The sequence below is a fragment of the Streptococcus saliviloxodontae genome, from assembly GCF_016908655.1.
Classification (GTDB): domain Bacteria; phylum Bacillota; class Bacilli; order Lactobacillales; family Streptococcaceae; genus Streptococcus; species Streptococcus saliviloxodontae.
Genome location: NZ_JAFBEI010000025.1, coordinates 20,236 through 37,322, shown reverse-complemented (window position 1 = coordinate 37,322; position 17,087 = coordinate 20,236). Strand labels below are relative to the sequence as shown.

Below are 17,087 nucleotides of genomic sequence, written 5' to 3'. Positions count from 1 at the left end.
TTCTCATCGCTTTGAACATGCAAAAAGAGAGAACCAATCTGATTCTCTCTCGCTGCTGATTATAAGTCAACCCACTACAGTTGACGAAGAGCCACAATCTCTTAATATCCATCATAATCCTCCTAGCTAAAAAGGCTAGCCTAAGCTAACCTTTTATTTTTAATCCTTATTCAAATTGCGAAGCATTTGGTCAATTTTATTACCATACTCGATAGATTCATCTTTAACAAAAGTTAAATCTGGAATCTTATACATGGTCAAATTTTTACCAAGTTCACGTTTGATAGTACCGGTTGCTTTTTCAAGACCGATCTGCGCTTTTTGATTGTCTGATGCCAAAGTTGAATGAATGGTGTAATAAACCTTAGCAGCTGACAGGTCACCCAGCATTTGAACATCTGTGATGGTCACATCTTGAACACGTGGGTCACGAACTTTCTTTTGAAGAATCTCATTAACCTCACGTTTGATTTCCATCCCAACGCGGTCAATACGATGATTTGCCATAGGTCGTCCTTTCTTATTTTTGAAAAAAGCTAGAGCAGATGACCTAGCTTTTTCTTACTAAATTAATTACGTTTGATTTCTTCCATGATGTAAGCTTCGATCGTATCATCAACTTTAAGATCGTTATAGTTTTCAATCATCAAACCACCCTCTTGGGCATTTCCAACTTCTTTCACATCATCTTTATAGTGTTTAAGGCTAGCAAGTTTACCATCAAAGATAACAACACCGTCACGGATAACACGGACGCTTGAATCACGAGTAACCTTACCGTTGATAACCATGAATCCACCGATTGTTCCAACCTTAGAAACTTTGAAGGTTTCACGGATAATAGCTTCACCGAGAATTTTTTCTTCATATTCTGGATCAAGCATCCCTTTCATGGCATCTTCGATTTCTTCGATAACCTTGTAGATGATTGAGTGAAGACGAATTTCAACTTCGTCAGCATCAGCTTGTGTACGTGCTTGCGGTGTCGGACGAACGTTGAAACCAATTACAACAGCGTCTGAAGCTTCAGCAAGTGTGATGTCTGATTCGTTGATAGCACCAACAGCTGAGTGAACAACATTAACACGAACACCCTCAACATCAATCTTAAGAAGTGATGCTGCAAGTGCCTCTACAGAACCTTGAACGTCAGCTTTGATGATAACATTAACAGTTTTCACTTCCCCAGCTTTTAGGGTATCAAAGAGGTTCTCAAGTGAGACACGGTGAGTTGCTTGACGTTGTTTTTGAAGGGCACGTTTAGCACGCTCTTCACCAGCAGCACGCGCAGCTTTTTCATCCTCATAAACAGCAAAGTGATCACCAGCCATAGGAGCTTCATTCAAACCTGTGATTGACACAGGTGTTGATGGCTCTGCTGATTTCACACGACGTCCTAGGTCGTTAGTCATGGCACGAACACGTCCAAAAGTATTACCAACAACGATTGGATCTTGGACATTAAGTGTTCCTTGTTGAACAAGAAGGGTTGCGACTGCACCTTTTCCTTTATCAAGACGAGCTTCAATAACAGTACCAATAGCGCGAACTGTTGGATCTGCCTTAAGTTCTTCCATTTCAGCTACCAATAGAACTGTCTCAAGCAATTCTTCGATGTTTTGACCAAATTTAGCTGAGATTTCAACAAATTCAGACTCACCACCCCAGGCAGTTGAGATAACACCATGCTCAGCCAATTCACCGATAACACGCTCTGGATTTGCACCTGGTTTATCAATCTTGTTGATGGCAACGATGATTGGGACACCAGCAGCTTTAGAGTGGTTAATGGCTTCGATAGTCTGTGGCATAACACCGTCATCAGCTGCAACGATAAGAATTGTGATATCTGTAACTGATGCTCCACGCGCACGCATTGACGTAAAGGCCGCGTGTCCTGGTGTATCAAGGAAGGTAATCTTCTTACCGTTTTCTTCGATTTGGTAGGCACCGATATGCTGTGTGATACCACCTGCTTCACCTGTTGCTACACGTGAGTTACGAAGGGTATCAAGAAGGGTTGTTTTACCATGGTCAACGTGTCCCATGATAGTAACGACAGGTGCACGCTCAACCATATTTTCAGGGTTGAGGTAATCTTCATCAACGAAGAAGCGTTCGATATCAGCTGTATCAACCTCAACCTTAGCCTTAGCTTCAATACCATAGTCAACCATGAGGAGTTCAATCGTGTCTCCATCAAGAGATTGGTTTTGAGTCGCCATAACACCCATCATAAAGAGTTTTTTAACAATTTCTGCTGGCTCACGTTTGATACGTTTTGCGATTTCAGCGACAGTCATTCCTTCGCTGTATTCAAATTCTTTTGGTAATTCATGGAATTTACGCTCTGTTACTGGTTTTGGAGCCGAATTACCATTTCGATTATTTTTACCTTTTTTAGGTTTGTTTTTATTCCAGTTACTATTTCTTTGATTTCTCACTTGGTTTTGATTATTCCACTTATTATTTCTAGATTGCTTTGGTCCATCTTCATTCTGACGATCGAAATCGCGTGATTTTTCTGGACGAGCTTGTTTTTTGCGACGTGTATCTTGACTCTCAGAAACGGCTGCAACCTGTTTAACTGGTGCAGGTTTTGGAGTCTCTGTTTTAGGCTGACTTGCCACTGCTTCTGCCTGACGTTTAGCTTTACGTGCTTCTTCTTGTGAAGCCTGAGCTTGACGCTTAGCCTCTTGTTCTTCACGGAAACGTGTTTCACTCTGACGTGAGTATTCAGCGTTCTGCTCAGCTTTCAATGCTGCGGCACGTGCCTTAAAGTCCATCTTAGGAGCAGCCTTTTGAGGAGTCGACTGTTGTGGGCGACGATCATCTCGACGGCCTTGATGACGATCTCTACGGTCGTTACGATTCTGACCATTTCGATCACGATTAGCTTCTCGGCTTCCTTCTTGGCGCCCCTGATCTTTGTTAGAACGACGATCGTTATTGGGTTTATTAGAGCGGTTACCTGGTTTATTATTGGCACGGCGTTTTTCTTCTGCTCTGGCTTTGGCCTCGCGTTCCGCTTTAAAATTACGGCTCTGTGGCTTAGCTAGAGTAGCTGGTGCTTCTTTTACCTCTGACGGTTTCTGGGTAGCCGCTACGACTTCCTTATGCTCAACAGGCTTTTCTGGACTTTTAGCGACCTTCACTGCCTTTGCTTCAGTCGTAGGCTTGCTTTGTACTTTTGCTGGAGCACCAAAACTATCCTTAATACGCTTGGCATCAGCTTCGTCAACACTAGAAGCATGACTCTTAACTGCAATTCCCAATTCTTGCGCTTTGGCAACAACTTCCTTGCTAGCTAGTCCTGCTTCTTTAGCAATTTCATACAATCTTTTCTTAGACAATTCGTGTCCTCCTATTCTTTAATCCATAAGAGTCCTCATTTTCTTTGAAAATCCAGCATCAGCAATAGCAACAACCTTTCTGGCTTTGCCAATTGCTGAGCTTAATTCCAGTGTATTAAACACTGTGGAGACTTCTATATTATAATAGTTACTTTTATCAGTTATCTTTTTAGTCAAGTTAGGACCCGCGTCGTTAGCTAGAAAAACTAGCTGTACCTGATTAGACTGAATCGCCTTAACGACTAAGTCTTCTCCCGAAATGACACGCCCTGCTCTCTGAGCTAGCCCTAACAAATTAGATAGTTTACTTAAATTATTCAAGACCTAACTCTCTTCTTTTGACCTTGTGATCAACATAAGCAATCAATTCATCGTAAAAACTCTCTGGAACCTCCATTGAAAAACTACGATTTAGAACCTGCTTTTTCTTAGCAAGCTGCGCCTCTTCATTGTCCAATTTAATATAAGCACCACGACCGTTTTGCTTACCTGTAGGATCAATAAAGACCTCACCTTCTTTATTACGGACAATCCGTAGAAGGTCACGCTTATCGATTACCTCGCCTGAAACAACTGATTTTCTTAAAGGTATTTTTCTCTTTGTAGCCATATACCTTTCTTTCTAGCTCTCTTAAGCTTCTTGTTCTTCAGTTGTTGCTTCAACAGCTACTTCTTGCTCTGAGACAAGGCTTTCTGTTACGACAACATCTTCCACTGGCTCTTCTGCCACTTCTTGACTAGCAGCCTCAGCCTGCAAAGCACGCTCTGCTTCAAGAGCCTCATACTCACTAGCTGACTTGATATCAATACGGTAGCCTGTCAAGTGAGCTGCCAAACGAACGTTTTGTCCACGACGACCAATAGCAAGTGACAGTTTGTTGTCTGGAACAACAACTGTCGCACGCTTGCTGTTTTCTTCATCGAAGAGAACGTAATCAACTTCAGCTGGTGCAATAGCATTGTAAATGAACTCAGCTGGATCAGCTACCCACTCGATAACGTCAATGTTTTCCTCAACTGGAATTTCAATCCCAGTCTTCGCATCGTAACGTTTTGGATGGAACTTGCTGATCACTTTCTTGATGTTAGCCCCACCGCGTCCGACGATAGTACCGATAGCATCAACGTTTGGATTGTGGCTACGCACTGCAACCTTGGTACGGTCACCTGCTTCACGAGAAACACTCATGATTTCCACCGTTCCATCAAAGACCTCTGGAATTTCTTGTTCCATGATGCGTTTGATAAACTCTGGATGACTACGGCTAACAAATACGTTAACACCACGAGGGTTGTTTTCAACCTTATAAACGTAAACCTCGATACGGTCATGTGATTTCCATGTTTCACCAGGAATTTGGTCTTGGTGTGATAATTGAGCTTCTAGCGAACCAAGGTTAACATAGATGAAACGTTGGTCAAAACGCTCAACGGTACCAGTCATGATTTCACCTTCATGCTCTTTATACTCATTGAAAGTCACTTCACGCATTTGTTTACGCATTTTTTCCATGATGGTTTGTTTAGCTGATTGAGCAGCCACGCGTCCAAACTCTGTCACAGACTCTTCAAAGCGAATCTTGTCTCCCAGCTCATAAGCTGAGCTAATTTTAAGGGCATCTTTTAAGCTGATTTCAAGACGGCTATCAAAAACTTCTTCGACAACTTCACGAACGGTATAAACTTGGAAATCTGCTGTCTTTTCGTTAAAATCAATAACGCAGCTTTCTGATTGACCGTAGCGACGTTTGTAAGCTGATTTCAAAGACTCTGTAACTGCATCGATGATGTCTGCTTTGTTAATGTGTTTTTCCTCTTCCAAAATACGGAAGGCTTCTAGCATTTCTTTGCTCATAGTGTGTCATGCTTTGCTATTTTCAGCAAAAGCAAAATTCCTTTCATCAAGATAGAGGAGAAGTCTGGATTCTTCTCATGTGAGGCTTCTTTTAGAAGCCAAGAAACTACAATTTAACAGCTAAGCGAGCTTTGGCAACCGTTTGATATGGGATTTCAACGGTCTTATGACGCGTTTTATCCAAATAATCGATAACCAAAGTCTCACCATCAAAGGATACCAAGTCACCTTGGAAAACCTTCACTTTGTCGATAGACTTGTAAAGACTGACATTGATATACTTACCAACAGCATCTGTCAAACTCTGAGCTGTCTTCAAAGGTCGTTCTAGACCAGGGCTAGAAATCTCAAGGAAGTACTGCTCAGGGAATGGATCTGGCTTAATGGTATCAAGAGCTGGGCTAATAATATCCGTCAAGTCTGCTGTATCTTCAACAGTGATCCCTTCAGGCTTATCAACCAAGATAGACAAAACGTAATCACCACCCATTTTTTCATACTCAACATCTACCAATTCAAATGGCTCTGTAATTAGCGGTGTGACCAAGTTTGTTACCAAATCAATGATATCATTTGCGTTTGCGATGACTCATCCCTCCTTTTTTCTAGAAAGTTAGGGATAACCTCCTAACTTCTTGTTACAATCAGATTGACAGAAGACCTTTATCCTTTACGACAAACATAAGAGGCGAAGAATTAACTCCGCCCCCTCTTTGTTCTTCTGTTTACTGTACTACTATTATATCATAAAAATAGAATAATGCAAAAAATATAGTATCACTGTCATACATAAAACGACGCTGCAGGCATTTTACGAGCAATGACCGTTTCTGCCTCCTTGGATGATTGGCAAACATACAGCTTATCTGAATAACCTGACAGACTATCGAGCAAATCTTTTTTCATACGATTAAATTCCCGATGCCAAACCAAAAACTGTCTAAAAGCTGAAAAATCAGAAAAAATATGATGAGCCTCTCTCCCGCTTCTTTGCTTCAACCATCTTCTGATAAGACGATTCACTCGAATAAGAGATGGCGGATCTAGAAAAATAATGATATTTGCTTCTTCAAAACTCTCTTGTAAAACCTTCCTTGGTGAGCCTTCTACAATCCAATGTTCCTGCGCCAAGATAGAAGCAAACAAAGCATCACGTTCTTCATCTGATCGCTTATAGTCTCCTTTAGGATCTCTCACCCAGACAATATCGTCTTTTTCATAAAAAGGGATTTGATAGGTAGTTCCCAAACTTCTAGCTAAGGTTGTTTTTCCAGCACCAACTGATCCAATGATATCAATCTTCACACGAGCCACCTTTTCGATAATAAAAACAGCCCATACCGAACTGTTTTTCTGTGTTAATTTTTATGAGACTTAGTTCAACGGAATCTCAGCAAATTGAATCAACTAATTTTGCTATTAAAAGGAGAGGAGGGGATTCGAACCCCCGAGCCCCGTTAAGGACTACACGCTTTCCAAGCGTGCGCACTCGGCCACTATGCGACCTCTCCAGATGAAGAAGTTAGTTAGCACTAACTCCTTTAATTATAGCACGATTTCAAAGAATTGACTACTTAAAATCGTGCCTCAACACGGTAGATCACTTGACCTTTCTCTGAGAACTTCCGTTCATACTCAGTCATAACATTTCCTTCGTAATCAGAAGCATGTAAATCTAACCACACTTGTTTTAACACCATTCCATACTGTGAGAAACTTGCCAGACTGTATTCAAATAAGCCACGATTATCCGTTTTGAAGTGAATCTCACCCTTTTCCGGTAAAATTTGTTTATAAGTATCTAAGAAATCTTTATACGTCAAACGACGTTTTTCATGTTTTTTCTTAGGCCATGGATCTGAGAAATTAAGGTACATAAGATCAATTTCACCATCTTCAAAATAATTGGTCAATGCTGATCCATCTACACGTAACAATTTCACATTTGTAGCACCACTCTCAAGCACCTTATCCAAAGCATAACTCAAAACAGATAATTGGATATCAATTCCAATATAGTTAATATCTGGATTTTTGAGTGCCATACCTGTGATAAAAGCACCTTTACCTGACCCTACTTCAATATGAACAGGGTTATCATTACCAAAAACAGAATGCCATTTTCCTTTAGCATCTTCTGGATTTAAAATCACATACTGAGGATGATTTGCTAGGTGTTCCTCAGCACCCTTACGTTTTCTAACTCGCATTCTTACTTCCTACATGTGTTCTCTAAAATGACGAAGGTCATAAATTTCACGATTGACAGCCGCCATATCACGCTCATCAAAACACTTCAAGATTTGTGATAGGTATGAAAATTGACCATACCAATTAATCTTTTGGCGTACCAACTCATTATCTTTATAGCCATAATACGTCAACCAATCATGCCAAGACTGTTTAGGGACATAGTGACTGAGAATGTGCGCCACATCAAACATTCGATCTGTCAGACGAACAGCATCCCAATCGACCAAATAAATCATCCCACTTGTTGTGATAATCCAGTTAGTATGATGAATATCTCCGTGAACAATCGTCGCTGTTTCACGATTGAACTCAGGAAGTTGTCGTTTCAACTCTTGGAGGATTGATTGCAAGTAGGTATTCTGGCGTAACTGAAGTGGAGCCTTTTGTTCCCAATCTAAAATCAAATCATAAGGATTTTCAACCTTATAATTCAACTGTAGAAGCTGATTAGCTAGGTGACGTGATTTATGCAAACGCAACAAAATATGAACAATTTGTTTACTCGTCATATCTTGCTTCGTTAGAATACGACCATCTAACCATTCTTGGGCGCTCATAACATCGCCGTTGCCTAGACGCTTTGCCCATAACAACTGTGGTGCAATCTGCTCTTTTGCTAAAACAGGTAAAAGTGGCGTTGTATTCAATTTAACAAAAATATGGTTACCTTCTGGGTAAGTCCCAATATAGGCTTTCCCGCTTTTACCTTTTAACGGAACTAAGGTAAGTTCACCGTCTTCTACTATCACAATATCCCTCCTTACTGATGTAAACTTTCATATCGATTTTAAAAACAAAGTCTTTTCTATTGTACTTGTTTTTAAAACCTTAGTCAATCAACTTATTCAGTTTTCTTGGAAGGTAGAGCTCAATTAAGACGACAGACCAGATAAGTAAGACGAGACTTGACCAATGGAATAAACCACAGATAACCTCCAGCAAGGTCACTGAGTAAAAAAGAGACCTCATCAGCTGTTTAAAATTGGTAATTTTGACTGTCGCTGCCACTGGATAAAGCTGTGTCATAAGCTGATAGTCATAGACGGTAAATAATCCAATCAATTGAAATAACAATAAGTAGTTAAAAAGCCCAGCGATGACACTTGCTATAAAGACAGGTTTTATCAGAAGCATCGATACAAGTCCCAGTCCAAAAAGCCTCAAGCTCAGTGAAAAATAATCACCATTTCGCAAGAATGCTCTACTATACAAATGAAGCCATGTTCTACCATGCTCCAACTTCAATGCCCTTAAAAAAACATTCAAATAAGGACGAGGTTTCATGGTCGTCGAGAGACCTTTGACCTTTGTAAAGAGAGCAAAAAACGTTAGTACCTTTTGCTTTCTCGCCTTCTCATAACGAATAACCGTTTGCCAGTCAAGTCTTTCCTTAGGCAATAGTCGCTTATAAAGAGACCTTAGACGATAAATACGAATAGCCAGTAACAACAAGTAGATGCCAAACAGACTGACCAACGGTAACTTAGCAGCTAGATAGATAGGAGCCACTAAAACGACAACTACTAATTGTAAACATGACCAAAAGAAAAACGATCGCTTAAAGGAAGCCTGCAAACCAACTCTGACATCATATTCCTTAGGTAATAAAAAGTGAGCATCAGCCTCCTCTAGATAACAGGCAACAGCACCCATAAAAGAGGTCACCAACAACAAGAGACTGACAATCACCAAGAGCAAGATAGGTTGGCTAGGAAAATGCTTCAACAACTGGCTATATTGATAAAGTATAAATCCTAGTAGGAAAACTAAAACTAAAACAAAGTGATCATTTAAAACATAGCGAAGATAGCCCATACATTGCTGATGAAACTGCCACCTTCGGCGCGCTAATAATTCCTTTATCATAGCTGTCCCTCTTCTCTTGTCAAGGCCATATAGATATCTGAAAGACTAGCATCAGCATCTCCAAAAATCTGACGTAGCTCTTCTAAATTCCCTTGAGCCCGAACTTTTCCTTGGTGCAATATCACAAAGCGGTCACACATCTTTTCAGCTGAATCTAAGACATGGGTACTCATCAAAATAGCTGTTCCCTTTGCCTTTTCTTCCTCTAATAAACTGGTCAAATCTGCAATCGCTAAAGGATCTAAACCTAAAAACGGCTCATCAATAATCAGAAGACTCGGTTTGACTAGAAGCGCTGCAATAATCATCACTTTTTGCTTCATCCCTTTAGAAAATTGTGTCGGAAACCAGTCTAATTTTCCATCCAAACGAAACAAGGTTAAGAGCCTATCGAGATAAGCCTGACTAGCTGGAATATCCACATCATAAGCCATCATGACAGTATCCAAATGCTCACGTAGGGTTAACTCCTCATAGAGACTTGGAGTCTCTGGAATAAAACCAATCTGACGTCGGTAAGCCTCTTTATCATCAAGTAAACTGATTCCATCAATCGTAATCTTCCCTTGATAAGGTTGGAGAAGACCGATTATCTCATTGATCGTTGTCGACTTTCCCGCACCATTCAATCCAATCAAGCCAACAAGCTCGCCATCGTTAACGTCAAAAGAAATATCTTTTAAAACTAGAATATTCAAATAACCGCCAACCAAATGTTCTATTTTTAACATGACCTTTATTCCTAACTTTGATATACTTATACTATCCATTATAACAAAAATCCAAATAGAAGAAGGTGCCAACACATGGAAAATTGTATCTTTTGCCAAATTATCTCAGGTGATATCCCCTCATCAAAAATCTACGAAGACGATCACGTTCTTGCCTTTTTAGACCTATCACAGACCACCAAAGGACACGCGCTTTTAATCCCTAAAACACATGTTCGTAACGTCCTTGATATGAGTCAAGAAGTTGCTGAAACGACCTTCTCTCGCCTCCCTAAGATTGCCCGTGGACTACAAAAAGCAACAGGTGCTAAAGGCATGAACATCATCAACAACAGCGAAGAAATCGCAGGACAGACTGTTTTCCATGCTCATATTCACCTCGTTCCTCGCTATTCAGATGACGATAGCTTCTCTGTCAACTATACTGTCCACGAACCTGATTTTGTAGCATTAGGACAATTAGCAGAGCAGATTGCCAAAGAGGTTGAACAATGAAATTAAAGCAACTCGCTCTCCTAAGTATAGGTGTTTACGCATCCTATCAAGCCTATCAAAAACGGCATGCCTTAGCAGAAAACTGGACCAACTTAAAAAAAGCAGGTCATGAAGCTTCCCATGATCTTGAGCGTATCAAACAAAACCTGGCTATCATCGAGTCACAAACACAAAATCTAAACCAAATCAGCCAAGATCTTACCTACAAATGGCGAGTTTTCCAAAAAGAAACTCAACCCCGTCTTAGAGAAATTCAAGATCACCTCGCTCCTTACACTCAAAATCAGACCAAAAAGTCCGAAAATAACTAAACAGCTTGTATCAAAAGCAGTAAGGCTTTTGATACAAGCTGTTTTACTTTATATACTCTAACCTAAACTCTCTCCGTACATCCTCCTAGGCTGTTACTGTGCTTTAGGCTATTACCTACTTCTAATATCAAAAAACAAGCTAGTATAATGTCTAGCTTGCTTTTGATATTCTTCTTACTGATAAGATTGTGTATAGGGATTGCTGGTATCAGCATTATAACCATAAGTCGAAGTATCAGCTTGGTCATCATAGGTGACCGTTCCAGTAGCATCACTGACATCTGAACTGTAAGCATTATCACTTGTATCAGTCGAATAGTTGTTTCCATATAGGGTTTCATATAGAACTGCAGAAGTCGTAAAGGTATCTGCTGTTGCTTCCTTGAGCCCTAACTGCTTCTTGATGTTGTTTTGAATTTCCATCAAGTTCTCAGTCGTGGCAATCTGATAAGAACCGCCGTTAAGAGTAGCATCCTCACCCTTCAACTGGTATTCAGTGATATGCTTCAAAGAATCTGAATAACCCAATAATTGAGGAATAGTAGAGGTTGATAAAGCAATATTAGTCTGCATATTATTACTTACCGCTTCAAGAATCTTCTTGTAGGATGTAATACTATTTAGATTTAACAGCTTTTTAGTTACCTTTTGAATCACTTCACGCTGACGCTTTTGGCGACCATAATCTCCTTCAGGGTCATCATAACGCATACGAGCAAAGACCAAGGCTTGCTCCCCATTAACCAGGTGCGTTCCAGGTGCTACCGTTGCTGTGTACTCTGGTTCATTTTCAGCGATAGATATTGGGAAATCAAAGTTATTTGTGACCTTAATACCACCAACTGCATCAACCAAGTCCATCAGCCCCTGCATATTAATCTGCATATAGTAGTCAATCTTGATATCCAAAAGACTCTGTACTGTACTAATCGCTAAAGGAGCTCCTCCAGCCGCATAAGCTGCATTTAACTTAGCTTCATAGGTTTCCCCATCGTTTGTAATATTGATAAGAACATCACGTTCCAAGCTAGTCATCGTCGTCTGCTTTGTTTCTGGATTAACTGTCACTAAAATCATTGAGTCGCTATTACCCGACCACTTGTCCGTCCTAACACCAGAGCCCGTATCAACCCCCATCAATAGAACTGAAAAAGGTTTTGTATTTTGCAATGCTGTACTAGTCTTGCCATCACCATATTCCTTGAAGGTTTTTGATAAGGTACTGTTTGAAAAATTAAGGGCGTCTGTTACATAAACACCAGCTGCAATAATTGTTGTTAGGAAAATCAGTCCTAACATCAGTAAGATTTTTTTACCTAGTTTCATATCACTATTAGTCTATTAACTTACCCATGAGGTAAACATCTAGAAATTCTCCATTTTTTAATTTAGCGCCTCTTTTTTTGACACCTTCAATTTCAAAGCCGTACTTTTGGTAAACATGGACAGCCCTATCATTTCGTACCTGAACAGTCAGTTCAAGACGTGCAATCTCATCTGTTTCTTGAGCCCAATCCATCGCCAACTCCATCAGTGTCTGACCTAGTCCATATCCCCAGTAAGCCTTTTCGATAACAACAAAAAGATCACCAATATGTCTGGTCTGCTCTCTGAAGTCCGCTGCTATATTTAGCATACCAATCACTCTGGAACCAAGCTTTGCCAGTAAACAGATATTATTTTCAGATGCCAAACGATAGGCCAAGGATTTTTCCATTTCTGGCAGGCTCATTAAAATACCCGACTCGTCCAAATCTATGAACTCCGTCTCTCCTCCAACTCTATCTAAAAAATCAAGAAGAGATTGAGCATCGAAAACATCTGCTTCAGCAAAATAAACTTCCTGACTAGCCATTCACGATAACCTCACGAAGCTCTTGAGCTCTTGAACCATATGCTTCGAAAAGAAGTTTGCGACCATCACCGTCACGGCTGATAACGACCTCAAGATAATCATCTGGCAAGTGGTCTCCTAGCAACTCTCCCCATTCAATGATTGTCACACCATCACTAAATAGAAAATCATCTAAATCTATAGAATCTGGATCGTCACCAATACGGTAAACATCCAAATGGTAAAGAGGGAGTCTCCCCTCGTATTCGCGTACAATAGTGTAGGTTGGACTCTTGATCATCTGGTCAATTTCCAGACCCTTAGCTATGCCTTTGGTTAAGGTTGTTTTTCCTGCTCCCAAATCGCCTGTCAAAACCAAGACATCCTTGGCTCTCAGTGCTTGACCGATACGAGTTCCTAGAGCGATTAGCTCTGCTTCATTTTGACTCTTAAACATGTTACCATTATATCAAAAAAAGAACGAGCTTCCAAGAAAATTCTGATATCCAGACATGACAAAAGCCCTCGACATTCGAGAGCTTTTTAGATTACAAAATAGCTAAACTAATAAAGTTTAAAATGAATAGAGCATCCATCACCCAGATAATTGCGTGAACGTCTTTAGCTTCTTTTTTGATGACTTTGGTGAAGGTATAAATCAAGAAACCGCAAGCAATTCCCTCTGTAATAGAGTAAGCAAATCCCATAAAAATAGTAGTGAAGAAAGCTGGTACAGCTTCTGACATATCATCCCACTTAATATTTTTCAAGTTAGACAGCATCATGATACCAACAATCAACAATACAGCTGCTGTTGCTTGTGTAGGAACAACTTTTACAAGTGGTGTAAAGAAGCTTGAGATAGCAAATAACACTGCTACAACTACTGCTGTTAAACCTGTACGACCACCAGCACCGATACCTGCAGCTGACTCTACATAAGTCGTCACATTAGAAGTTCCTGCGATAGCACCGATAGTTGTTCCGACCATATCACCAAACAAGGCCTTGTCCATTTTATTTTTTAGACCTGCTGAAGCATGCTTATCATCAACATTGAAGATTCCTGCTTTTTCCCCAGTTCCTACAAGAGTACCAACATTATCAAAAATGTCCGTCATCGCAAAAGCAAGAATAGTCATCAATACTTCCGGTAGACGACTCGCGTCTGAGAAAAGATGTCCTAGACCTTCAGAACCCAGAGCTGCGCCAAAAACTTGGTGCAATTCAGATACTGCTGAACCAAGTGTGTTTTCTGACCAATCGATAGCACCTAGATCAACAACACCTGTTACAATCGCTAAGATAGTAGTTACAACGATTGAAATCATGACACCACCTTTGATGTTTTTAATAACAAAGAAGGCTGTAATCAGAATGCCGGCAATAGCAACAAGTACTGCCGGATTGTCAAAAGCTACCAAACTTGGTGTCGCTGCAGAGCTAGCTGTAATAGACTCTCCCGCTTTCGTATAGGTACCTGGATCAATAGAGAATTTGATCAAGCCAGCATTTTTAATACCAATGTAAGTTAAGAAAACCCCAATACCTGCTGAAATCGCATGTTTTAGACTAGTTGGAATCTCATCAATCAACATACGACGTACTTTTGTCAATGTGATAACCATCGAAATAATACCACAGATAAATACCATCGCTAAAGCTTCTTGCCAAGTATAACCCAAGGCTGCAACAACAGTATAGGTGAAGAAAGCATTTAATCCCATACCAGGTGCCATTGCATAAGGGATATTAGCATAAAGTCCCATCATCAAGGTTCCTGCGATAGAACCAATGATAGTTGCCAACATAACACCCTGGGCAGGCATTCCAGTTTGACCTAAAATCTGTGGGTTAACAATCAAAATGTATGACATCGCAAAAAAGGTTGTCACACCAGCCAAAACTTCCGTACGAACGTCTGTTCCGTGTTCTTTTAATTTAAAAAACTTTTCCATGAGAATGGAGACTCCTTTTCGGGCATATGCCCTTATTAATATCTTTTTATTCTAAAACACCTCGAAAACAAGGTTTTTTACGAACGATATTTCTATTTTATCAAACTATCATTCTTTTTTCAATGGAATTCACCTAAAAATATCACACTTAAAATCATTTTATAACTGAAATTACTTTAAGTCTTTTTACAACAAGCATCACAACAAAAAAATCCCCAGATCACCTATCTAGAGATTTAAAACTATCTGTAAAGTAAAGACACATTAGCTGAATACAAGTAAATCCTGCTATAAAATAAATCGCATCCCACGACACAACTGCTACTATTTCGTGAAACACTTTCATAGGTCTCGTAAACAGATCCCAGGAATTCAATCTTGCATAACGACCAATATGAATCGCAAAACTAGAAATAAAAGATAAGATCGTGTACAGTACCAATCGTATCCAGACCGAAGAAAGTGACAAGCTCATCACTACGATACGTACACTCTCCAAACCACATAAGGTTCCAAATAAAATACTTGGAACATAAAGCATGTACAAAATCATACTTTCTTGCTTATAGAGCACTGTTCCTACAAAGTGCATATGGACAATATCCGTTAGCATATAAAATGTATTGGGATAAAAGAAAAGCCATAAAAGTACAAAAATAATCCGTGTCAACTTATAACGACTATAAAAAGCAACTACTGCAAAATCTAAAGCAATCACTGCTAAGATCATATTCCAAACGAGGTCTGGACCAGATTGATGATAATACTTAATTCCAAAAGCAATAATTCCTAAAAAACAATGAATTCCAAGTATTTTAATAACTAAAGGTACCGAGCCCTTCATCTCCTAACCTCCTCATAGGTTAACGATTGCCTCTTCTCAATCATCTCCCAACAACACTAAAAACATACACTGGATAAAAGTCATTCCAATCAAAAAAGGAATATTAGCAATGGTTAAACTAGAACCAATCTGACCAATAAAATTAACTGGACTAAGCAAAAAATCTGCCCAACCAAGAGTAGTCGTACGTCCAAGATGAATCGATAAACTAGTCAACAAAGCAACTGATGGAATTAGCAAAAACTGTGTATAAAGATTAGCCTTAAAACTTTTTAGAATCAGTTGCAGACTCAAGGCTCCCGCAATCACTGAAAAAGATAGGGCTGCTAGATATACCATGAAGGCTGCCATTGATCCATCAGTCCAAATCGTGTCTCCTCCAAAAGAGACTCGGCTAACTGACATCAACAGATTAAACGTATTCGGATAAAAAATAAGCCAGATTACCAAGGCGACCAAACGCATGATTGCACCTCCCATGTGATGGGCTAAAAAACCTGCTTCTAAGGTTACCAATGCTAAAATGAGACTCACTAAAAGACCATCAACAGCCGGCTGATAATATAAAATTCCAAATAAAATAAAAGCCACAAACAAATGACTAAAAATAATCTTATGCATACTAAAACCTCTTTTTTGTTTCACCACCAATTATAACACAATTAAGAGAAGCTTTTCTCCCATTTACCTAAGATTTTTGTTATAATGCCTTTATTATGAAGAAAAAAATGATTGCACTTGATTTAGACGGAACCTTACTGCATCCTGATGGGTATCTGTCAGACACTACTATTGACACCATTCAAAAAGTTCAAGAACTTGGTCACATCGTTGTGATTGCCACAGGTCGTCCTTATCGCATGGCTATCGACCATTACAACACTCTCAAATTGAAGACACCTCTTATCTCATTTAACGGTTCATTGACAAATATCCCTAAAGTCAAATGGGATTTTGAGAAATCTGTTCGATTGGATAAACGCTATCTCATCGATATCTTAAAACATAAAGACGACTTAGAAATGGACTTTATCGCTAGCGAATACCGCCGTCATTTTTACATCACCATGGATCATCCAGAAACCATCCAACCAGCTCTCTTTGGTGTTGATAAGATTAGCGATAGCATGCGCCTTTTTCCTGAAAAAATCACTCGTAACCCAAATGCTCTCCTGATGCAGACGCGTCACCAAGATAAACAAGAGCTTGCGCTAGAAATGAAGAAACGTTACAATCACGAACTTGAGGTGGACTCTTGGGGCGGACCACTCAATATCTTAGAGTGCTCTCCTAAGGGAATCAATAAAGCTTACGCTCTTAACTATCTTCTCGAAACACTAGGCATGTCTAAACAAGACTTAATTGCCTTCGGAGATGAACACAATGATACCGAGATGTTAGCGCTAGCTCAAACAGGATACGCTATGAAAAACGCCAGTCAGACCCTACTTCCTTATGCTGATCAACAACTAGAATACAGCAATTCAGAAGACGGCGTTGCCAAAGAATTGCAAAAACTCTTCCTATTTTAATAGTATTTTTGCCACTACTCTAAAGTGTGTTGGAAATAGAGAAAAATTGGCTTTC

The 17,087-nt window shown here is 39.8% G+C and carries 20 protein-coding genes and 1 tRNA gene; 3 read left to right on the top strand and 18 right to left on the bottom strand.

Going from position 1 to position 17,087, the window contains the following annotated elements:
• Window positions 1–159 precede the first annotated feature (159 nt).
• From rbfA to JOC31_RS06545, 12 genes are all read right to left on the bottom strand, one after another.
• On the bottom strand, window positions 160–507 hold the full coding sequence (rbfA, locus tag JOC31_RS06600) for a 30S ribosome-binding factor RbfA (protein ID WP_205017367.1): 348 nt from the start codon (window positions 505–507) through the stop codon (window positions 160–162).
• A 62-nt stretch (window positions 508–569) separates the two neighbouring features.
• A complete protein-coding gene (infB, locus tag JOC31_RS06595) occupies window positions 570–3,353 on the bottom strand; it encodes a translation initiation factor IF-2 (RefSeq protein ID WP_205017366.1) in 2,784 nt (927 codons plus the stop codon).
• Between the two features lie 18 nt (window positions 3,354–3,371).
• On the bottom strand, window positions 3,372–3,674 hold the full coding sequence (locus JOC31_RS06590) for a YlxQ-related RNA-binding protein (protein ID WP_205017365.1): 303 nt from the start codon (window positions 3,672–3,674) through the stop codon (window positions 3,372–3,374).
• Complete coding sequence (gene rnpM, locus JOC31_RS06585; RefSeq protein ID WP_205017364.1) at window positions 3,667–3,963, bottom strand: RNase P modulator RnpM; 297 nt, start codon at window positions 3,961–3,963, stop codon at window positions 3,667–3,669. The genes JOC31_RS06590 and rnpM overlap by 8 nt, the downstream gene beginning before the upstream one ends.
• A gap of 21 nt (window positions 3,964–3,984) precedes the next feature.
• On the bottom strand, window positions 3,985–5,208 hold the full coding sequence (gene nusA / locus JOC31_RS06580; protein ID WP_205017363.1) for a transcription termination factor NusA: 1,224 nt from the start codon (window positions 5,206–5,208) through the stop codon (window positions 3,985–3,987).
• A gap of 106 nt (window positions 5,209–5,314) precedes the next feature.
• Window positions 5,315–5,794 (bottom strand): ribosome maturation factor RimP, encoded by a 480-nt coding sequence (gene rimP, locus JOC31_RS06575; protein ID WP_205017368.1) that lies wholly within the window; start codon window positions 5,792–5,794, stop codon window positions 5,315–5,317.
• A gap of 197 nt (window positions 5,795–5,991) precedes the next feature.
• On the bottom strand, window positions 5,992–6,513 hold the full coding sequence (locus tag JOC31_RS06570; protein WP_205017362.1) for a P-loop NTPase family protein: 522 nt from the start codon (window positions 6,511–6,513) through the stop codon (window positions 5,992–5,994).
• Between the two features lie 119 nt (window positions 6,514–6,632).
• Window positions 6,633–6,719: transfer RNA gene (locus JOC31_RS06565), tRNA-Ser, on the bottom strand.
• Between the two features lie 63 nt (window positions 6,720–6,782).
• The gene (trmB, locus tag JOC31_RS06560; RefSeq protein ID WP_205017361.1) at window positions 6,783–7,418 is read right to left on the bottom strand and encodes a tRNA (guanosine(46)-N7)-methyltransferase TrmB; all 636 of its coding nucleotides are present in this window, start codon (window positions 7,416–7,418) and stop codon (window positions 6,783–6,785) included.
• Between the two features lie 9 nt (window positions 7,419–7,427).
• Window positions 7,428–8,210, bottom strand: a complete 783-nt coding sequence (gene ccrZ, locus JOC31_RS06555; RefSeq protein WP_205017360.1) for a cell cycle regulator CcrZ — start codon at window positions 8,208–8,210, stop codon at window positions 7,428–7,430.
• 79 nt (window positions 8,211–8,289) lie between these two features.
• Window positions 8,290–9,327 carry an ABC transporter permease gene (locus JOC31_RS06550; RefSeq protein WP_205017359.1) on the bottom strand — a complete coding sequence of 346 codons (1,038 nt, stop codon included), beginning with the start codon at window positions 9,325–9,327 and terminating at the stop codon, window positions 8,290–8,292.
• Window positions 9,324–10,058: an ABC transporter ATP-binding protein gene (locus tag JOC31_RS06545; protein WP_205017358.1), complete on the bottom strand. Its 735-nt coding sequence runs from the start codon at window positions 10,056–10,058 to the stop codon at window positions 9,324–9,326. The genes JOC31_RS06550 and JOC31_RS06545 overlap by 4 nt, the downstream gene beginning before the upstream one ends.
• A gap of 75 nt (window positions 10,059–10,133) precedes the next feature.
• On the opposite strand from JOC31_RS06545, the gene JOC31_RS06540 reads away from it, so the two are divergent.
• The gene (locus JOC31_RS06540; RefSeq protein WP_205017357.1) at window positions 10,134–10,553 is read left to right on the top strand and encodes an HIT family protein; all 420 of its coding nucleotides are present in this window, start codon (window positions 10,134–10,136) and stop codon (window positions 10,551–10,553) included.
• Window positions 10,550–10,864 (top strand): chemotaxis protein, encoded by a 315-nt coding sequence (locus JOC31_RS06535; protein ID WP_205017356.1) that lies wholly within the window; start codon window positions 10,550–10,552, stop codon window positions 10,862–10,864. The genes JOC31_RS06540 and JOC31_RS06535 overlap by 4 nt, the downstream gene beginning before the upstream one ends.
• 174 nt (window positions 10,865–11,038) lie before the next feature.
• Here JOC31_RS06535 and lytR read toward each other — a convergent pair whose 3' ends face one another.
• The 6 genes from lytR to JOC31_RS06505 all read right to left on the bottom strand — a co-directional run bounded on the left by lytR (window position 11,039) and on the right by JOC31_RS06505 (window position 16,121).
• Window positions 11,039–12,190: a glycopolymer--peptidoglycan transferase LytR gene (lytR, locus tag JOC31_RS06530; RefSeq protein ID WP_205017355.1), complete on the bottom strand. Its 1,152-nt coding sequence runs from the start codon at window positions 12,188–12,190 to the stop codon at window positions 11,039–11,041.
• Window positions 12,191–12,197: 7 nt separating this feature from the next.
• Entirely contained in the window at window positions 12,198–12,719 is a 522-nt protein-coding gene (locus JOC31_RS06525) for a GNAT family N-acetyltransferase (protein WP_205017354.1), read from the bottom strand.
• Window positions 12,712–13,155, bottom strand: coding sequence for a tRNA (adenosine(37)-N6)-threonylcarbamoyltransferase complex ATPase subunit type 1 TsaE (gene tsaE / locus JOC31_RS06520; RefSeq protein WP_205017353.1), 444 nt, complete (start codon window positions 13,153–13,155; stop codon window positions 12,712–12,714). Before tsaE ends, JOC31_RS06525 begins: the two co-directional genes overlap by 8 nt.
• A 91-nt stretch (window positions 13,156–13,246) precedes the next feature.
• Entirely contained in the window at window positions 13,247–14,656 is a 1,410-nt protein-coding gene (locus JOC31_RS06515) for an NCS2 family permease (protein ID WP_205017352.1), read from the bottom strand.
• 220 nt (window positions 14,657–14,876) lie between these two features.
• A complete protein-coding gene (locus JOC31_RS06510) occupies window positions 14,877–15,500 on the bottom strand; it encodes a DUF1361 domain-containing protein (RefSeq protein ID WP_205017351.1) in 624 nt (207 codons plus the stop codon).
• Window positions 15,501–15,536: 36 nt separating this feature from the next.
• Window positions 15,537–16,121 carry a DUF1361 domain-containing protein gene (locus JOC31_RS06505; protein WP_205017350.1) on the bottom strand — a complete coding sequence of 195 codons (585 nt, stop codon included), beginning with the start codon at window positions 16,119–16,121 and terminating at the stop codon, window positions 15,537–15,539.
• A gap of 95 nt (window positions 16,122–16,216) precedes the next feature.
• Here JOC31_RS06505 and JOC31_RS06500 point away from each other — a divergent pair, with 95 nt between their 5' ends.
• Window positions 16,217–17,032, top strand: coding sequence for an HAD family hydrolase (locus tag JOC31_RS06500; protein WP_205017349.1), 816 nt, complete (start codon window positions 16,217–16,219; stop codon window positions 17,030–17,032).
• Window positions 17,033–17,087: the final 55 nt, after the last annotated feature.

What these genes read in the sequence shown, in the direction of transcription:
- rbfA (WP_205017367.1), bottom strand. Translation starts at nt 507, where the DNA reads ATGGCAAATCATCGTATTGACCGCGTTGGGATGGAAATCAAACGTGAG.
- rnpM (WP_205017364.1), bottom strand. Translation starts at nt 3,963, where the DNA reads ATGGCTACAAAGAGAAAAATACCTTTAAGAAAATCAGTTGTTTCAGGC.
- nusA (WP_205017363.1), bottom strand. Translation starts at nt 5,208, where the DNA reads ATGAGCAAAGAAATGCTAGAAGCCTTCCGTATTTTGGAAGAGGAAAAA.
- trmB (WP_205017361.1), bottom strand. Translation starts at nt 7,418, where the DNA reads ATGCGAGTTAGAAAACGTAAGGGTGCTGAGGAACACCTAGCAAATCAT.
- JOC31_RS06550 (WP_205017359.1), bottom strand. Translation starts at nt 9,327, where the DNA reads ATGATAAAGGAATTATTAGCGCGCCGAAGGTGGCAGTTTCATCAGCAA.
- JOC31_RS06545 (WP_205017358.1), bottom strand. Translation starts at nt 10,058, where the DNA reads ATGTTAAAAATAGAACATTTGGTTGGCGGTTATTTGAATATTCTAGTT.
- JOC31_RS06540 (WP_205017357.1), top strand. Translation starts at nt 10,134, where the DNA reads ATGGAAAATTGTATCTTTTGCCAAATTATCTCAGGTGATATCCCCTCA.
- JOC31_RS06535 (WP_205017356.1), top strand. Translation starts at nt 10,550, where the DNA reads ATGAAATTAAAGCAACTCGCTCTCCTAAGTATAGGTGTTTACGCATCC.
- lytR (WP_205017355.1), bottom strand. Translation starts at nt 12,190, where the DNA reads ATGAAACTAGGTAAAAAAATCTTACTGATGTTAGGACTGATTTTCCTA.
- JOC31_RS06525 (WP_205017354.1), bottom strand. Translation starts at nt 12,719, where the DNA reads ATGGCTAGTCAGGAAGTTTATTTTGCTGAAGCAGATGTTTTCGATGCT.
- tsaE (WP_205017353.1), bottom strand. Translation starts at nt 13,155, where the DNA reads ATGTTTAAGAGTCAAAATGAAGCAGAGCTAATCGCTCTAGGAACTCGT.
- JOC31_RS06515 (WP_205017352.1), bottom strand. Translation starts at nt 14,656, where the DNA reads ATGGAAAAGTTTTTTAAATTAAAAGAACACGGAACAGACGTTCGTACG.
- JOC31_RS06510 (WP_205017351.1), bottom strand. Translation starts at nt 15,500, where the DNA reads ATGAAGGGCTCGGTACCTTTAGTTATTAAAATACTTGGAATTCATTGT.
- JOC31_RS06505 (WP_205017350.1), bottom strand. Translation starts at nt 16,121, where the DNA reads ATGCATAAGATTATTTTTAGTCATTTGTTTGTGGCTTTTATTTTATTT.
- JOC31_RS06500 (WP_205017349.1), top strand. Translation starts at nt 16,217, where the DNA reads ATGAAGAAAAAAATGATTGCACTTGATTTAGACGGAACCTTACTGCAT.